Origin of the sequence: Corallococcus sp. AB045, assembly GCF_003668895.1 — a bacterium.
In the GTDB taxonomy this organism is placed as follows: domain Bacteria; phylum Myxococcota; class Myxococcia; order Myxococcales; family Myxococcaceae; genus Corallococcus; species Corallococcus coralloides.
On sequence record NZ_RAWN01000358.1, the window covers coordinates 1 to 4,694 of the forward strand.

Sequence of the window (4,694 nt, forward strand, 5' to 3'; positions counted from 1 at the left end):
GGAGGGTACGGGACCACGTACTCCGTGCGTCGGGCAGGCCGCCCTCGGGGCAGGCTGTATGCCTTGAAGTTGTCCCGGCGTCCCGGAGAGCGATGGTTCGCGCGGGAGGCGGAGTTGCTGACCCGCGTACGACACCGCTCGGTGGTGCGGTTGATCACCTACGGTGTCTGGCGGTTGGGGCCCGTGGAACACCCGTACCTCGTGATGGAGTACGTGGAGGGAGAGTCGCTCTACGAATGGGCGCTGGCCCGCAATCCCACCGCCCGTCAGTTGACGGGCCTGCTGGTGCAGGTGTTGGAGGCGCTGAGCGCCGCGCACCGCCAGGGTGCACTGCACCGGGACTTCAAGGGTGACAACGTCCTGGTCACGCCTGACGGCAGGGTCAAAGTCCTGGACTGGGGCGCAGGTTGGTACGCGGGGGCACCCGTGCTCACCGCCACCGCCCGGTTGCCGCCGGGCAGTCCGCGCTACTACAGCCCCCAGTTGTTCATGTGGCGCGTGCTGTCGGAGCGCCGGCCCGGCGCTTCCAGTCCCTATGCCTACTCCGTGGCGGACGAGCTGTATGCGGTCGGCGTGACCTTCTATCGCCTGCTGACGGATCAGTACCCCGCCGCGCAATGGGGCGCGCCCCGGGATGCATCAGAGCCCCAGGGCCTGCGCATCGTCAGGAACCTCAACCCCCATGTGCCGGAGGAACTGTCGGAGGCCTTGATGCGGTTGCTGGCCTTCGAGCCGGAGCGGCGTCCCGAAAGCACGGCATTGCTGGCAGGTGCGCTGCGCCAGCACCTGGCGGATGGCGGTTCGGCCTGGGATGCGCCGCTGTTCGACTGGCGCGAACGGACCGCCAGCGGTTCACGCACGACCTTGGAGGCGGAGGAGGTCCGGGGCCCCGTGATGCCGGGGCAGGAGGTCGCCCTGCGGGACGCTCGCGTCCGCCACCTGGAGGCTTCCCGCCGGTTTCGCGAGGCCCGCGAGCTACGCAGACGCGATCCCGCGAAGGTGGCCGCCTCCGAGGCCCGGTCGCTCCGTGCACTCCAGGCACGGACTCGCGGGGGCTGCTCTCGTCCTCTCTTCTCGGGGACATTCGCAGTGTTGCTGGTGGGGCCGCTCGTCGCCGGCCTCACGGTGTGGGGCTTGCGGCGGGCCCTGGTGTGGGAGGAGCCCCCGCTGGCAGTGAGCGAGACGCGAAACGTCCAGCAAATGGCGCCCCGTCCCGGGCCGGAAGAAGCTCGCAGTCCATCGATGGGCACCTCCCCACCCGTCCCTTTTCCGCAGGAGATAGAAGCCATGCCTCCCCCTTCGCCGCAGCAGGCGGCCGTCATTCCCACGCCCGCCCGGTCTGGCACGCTCAAGCGGTGCTCCGCGGCAGTGGGTGCCGCCGTCCTCACGGCCTGCACGGGCGCCCAGGTGCGGCCGGACGCGAGCCGATGCCCCACGGGGTCCCTGGAGGCGATGCGGAAGCTCGGCGTGAACAAGGGTGGCAGCGCCAGCGTCTATACGGACATCACGCAACCCGGCCGGGGGGCCGAAGACGCCATCGTCCACGACGGCCCCATCGTCAGCCTCGTCATCGAGCAGTATGGACATCTGCCCGAGGGAACCCGCCTGTATGGGCGTCTCTGGACGGGGGGGGGGCGGGTGACGGGCCGCTACACCAAGGCGGAGCTGCCCGACGGGAGCATCCATCCCGTGTGCTTCGTCTACGGGAACCATGATGGCGGCGAGTGGGTCGAGGGCTCCAAGCCCGACGCGGTCCGGATGCCTCGCATGTGGGTCTATACCGTCGTACACGAGTTCCCGTGAGCCATTCTTGACGGGACGCCGGGCCTGGAGAAACGTTCTAATACAATCTGATGGGTCATGGAGAGGCTGGCAACCCAGAAAGTAGTCTGGCGTTGTTCTCCAAGGAGCCCGCACGGCATGAGCCCATCCAGGACGGTGAAGCCTCCCCTTCCCGAAGTACTGTTCAAGGCAGGGTCCAAGTCGTTCGAGCTGGAGCGCATCCTGCGGCGGCGCGGCCACGGGGAGCAGCACTTCCTGGCCATCCGGAGGCAACCCGGGCGTGAGCCCGTGCCCGTGTTCCTCCAGGCGCTGTCCCTGCGCGGTGGAGACATCTTCCCGTCGAGGGATCCACGGGCGCGGTTGCAGGAGACGCTGGCGCTCTCACGGTTGCTGGAGCATCCGCGCATCGCCCGGCTGCACGGCGGCCACGAGGTGGGCGGCCTGCTCTTCTTTGAATGGGAGCGCGTCCCGGGCTGCACGCTGGATGACGTGGCGATGCTGCCGCTGGTGTATGTTCATGCGTATTCCGAGGCGTTCCTGGTGCACGTGGGCCTCCAGCTCACGTCGTTGCTCGGGTTCCTGCATGGAAAGACAGACGCGCGAGGGGCTCCGCTGGGCTTCGTTCACCGCGACCTGCATCCGCAAGGCATCCGGTTCGGGCCGGAGGGCGCGCTGGCGCTCACGGACCTGGGGGATGTCCTCTCCCGGATGCAGGGCCGGGTGCCCTCCAGCATCACGAGGCCGCACGGCGAGGTGTATTACGGCGCACCAGAGGTGCTGTTCGGAGAAGGGGCGGATGCGCGTTCGGACCTCTTCTCGCTGGGGCTGATCCTGCTGGAGCTGGCGACAGGCCTGCACCTGTACAGCCTGCCCCGCGCGCTGCTGGGCGACCTGGAGGCACGGCTGACGGACGCGGACGCGAAGCGCGTGTTCCAGGGGATGATGGTGGCGGCGCAGGCGGGGCACGGCTCGGGCGAGTACGCCGACGTGGTGCTGCACGCCGCCGCCTACCGGCCGGAGGACCTGGAGTCATTGATGGCGCGGCTGTCGCCAGGGCTGCGCGCCATCTTCCACCGGCTGCTGCGCCGGGCGCCGTCGGAGCGCTACGCGACGGCGGAGGCGCTGGAGGTGGACCTCCGTGCCCACGCGGCTGCGCTGGGCGGACCGTATGGTGGGGCGGAAGCCGCGGCGGAGTTCCAGTGGGCGCTGGAGAAGACGGCGCCACGGCTGGAGGCATTCCAGGTGGACGTAGGCGCCTTTCCCTCCGGCAGCGTGCTGCACTTGCCGACGTCCTGGCCCGCGGAGAGCCCCGCGTAGCGGTCGTAGAAGTCGGCCATGTACTCGATGCCCGACTTGACGATGCTCGCGCCGCACTCACCCGTCTTCACGTAGGACGCGAAGATGTTCCCAAACGTGGAGTCCTCGTAGCCGGGGACGACGATGGGCAGCTTGCGCCGCGCCGCCTCCAGCAGGCCTCTGGGTCCCCTTCATATTCGGAGGGCTCCAGCACCTGGATGAGCTCGTAGAAGTACTCGTGCCAGAATCGGCGCTCGCCCTTTTCCGACCGCGACGCTCCAGAACATCCGGCCGCCGTTGGAGACGTGCTCCCAGTAGGACAGGAGCGCGTCGCGCGCGCGTTGAAGTTCTTGTCGTTCGTGAGAACGATGTCGAGGACGGGAAGTTGGGACGTGGGGATGTACGCCTCCAGCAACGAGAGTGATGCTCGGAGGCGCCAGACGTACGAAAGCCACCCGAGGACCCCCTACGGTCACGACGTGGAGTCGCGCCGCCATCGGGGCGTCTGGTGGCTGCGGGTTCACCAACACGGTGGTGCTTGGCGCCGCCGCCCTGTTGGCATGCTCAGCGGGTGGGCAGTTCGCGGAAGATGATTCCTTCCAATCCCCGGGTGAGCACGGCGTCGCGGAAGCGGTCCGTGGCGATGATCATCGTGGCGAAGTTGCCCACGCGGAACAGGTCCACGCTCGTGGGCAAGGAGGCCGCGTCGAGGAGGGGGGACTCCGGCCGGTGCAGACCGATTCGTCCACACGTGGTGCAGGGGGGCGGCAGGTCATCCGGAAGGCAATCCCGGTGCAGCCGGCCCTGGGGGACCACCTGGAGCTCCAGCAGTTCCTGGTGGGGGGATTGCTGCCGGAACCGGAGCATCGCCTTGCATCCCAGCAGCCCGCGCACGCCCTGCGCCTGCATGTGTTCGAATGCCTCTCGGGTCATCAACATCAGCGCATCGCCCAGCCAGATAAATGGAGCGAAGCGTCCCGTGGCGGTACCCATCAGCGGACCGAACTTCGTGCCAGGAGGAAGCGAAGCGCCCGGGGGGGCCCAGGGCCGAACCTGTTCGCGAAGCCGGGCGAATTCATGGAAGGGCTCCGCGCGTGGCTCCTCGAAAGAGGCCCGTTCCGGGAGTGCGTTGAGGTCCACGCAGGGGTACTCGTGGCCGGCGTTGCTCCAGGTCTGGCCACATCCCGGGCACGTCTTGATGCCGGGGAGTCCCCAGGGGTGACTCGCGTTCAAATCCCCGCTGTAGCGCTTGGCCACGTCGCGGTCTTCGGTCACCCAGAAAAACCGATCCACCTCTTGCTCCTTTGCGCTGAGGCGTCAGTTGTACTTCTGGATGGGGCCACCCAGGAGCTGGAATCGATAGATGAGCTCCCCCGCGTGTTTGAAGATCTCCACGGGAGGGGCTTCAGGATGGGCGTTCTTGTAGTCCTTCCAGGCCTGATTCCACTCGCCGCCTCGCGGTCCTCCGTTGTGGATGCGCTGATGGATGTGGCGCGGGATGGGCAGGGTGTACAGGTGGATGTCGATGCCCTTTTCCTTGAACCACGCCGCGAGTTCGGGTGCCTGGGGGAAGATGTGGTGCTTCTCGAAGCGTCCGGGGGCTGTCTCTTATACCC

General features: G+C 67.9%; 3 protein-coding genes and 2 pseudogenes. 2 read left to right on the plus strand and 3 right to left on the minus strand.

Going from position 1 to position 4,694, the window contains the following annotated elements:
* Window positions 1-1,803: protein kinase (locus D7Y21_RS40350; RefSeq protein ID WP_121718547.1), on the plus strand; the 1,803-nt coding region annotated here is incomplete at its 5' end.
* 117 nt (window positions 1,804-1,920) lie between these two features.
* On the plus strand, window positions 1,921-3,099 hold the full coding sequence (locus D7Y21_RS40355; RefSeq protein WP_158619173.1) for a serine/threonine protein kinase: 1,179 nt from the start codon (window positions 1,921-1,923) through the stop codon (window positions 3,097-3,099).
* Here D7Y21_RS40355 and D7Y21_RS43250 read toward each other — a convergent pair.
* The 3 genes and pseudogenes from D7Y21_RS43250 to D7Y21_RS40370 all read right to left on the minus strand — a co-directional run.
* Window positions 3,066-3,478, minus strand: a pseudogene (locus D7Y21_RS43250) (hypothetical protein); the annotation flags it as partial. The gene D7Y21_RS40355 and the pseudogene D7Y21_RS43250 overlap by 34 nt on opposite strands.
* 164 nt (window positions 3,479-3,642) lie before the next feature.
* Window positions 3,643-4,371: a double-CXXCG motif protein gene (locus tag D7Y21_RS40365; RefSeq protein WP_121718548.1), complete on the minus strand. Its 729-nt coding sequence runs from the start codon at window positions 4,369-4,371 to the stop codon at window positions 3,643-3,645.
* 24 nt (window positions 4,372-4,395) lie between these two features.
* Window positions 4,396-4,677 (minus strand): annotated as a pseudogene (locus tag D7Y21_RS40370) (TIGR02269 family lipoprotein); the annotation flags it as partial.
* Window positions 4,678-4,694: the final 17 nt, after the last annotated feature.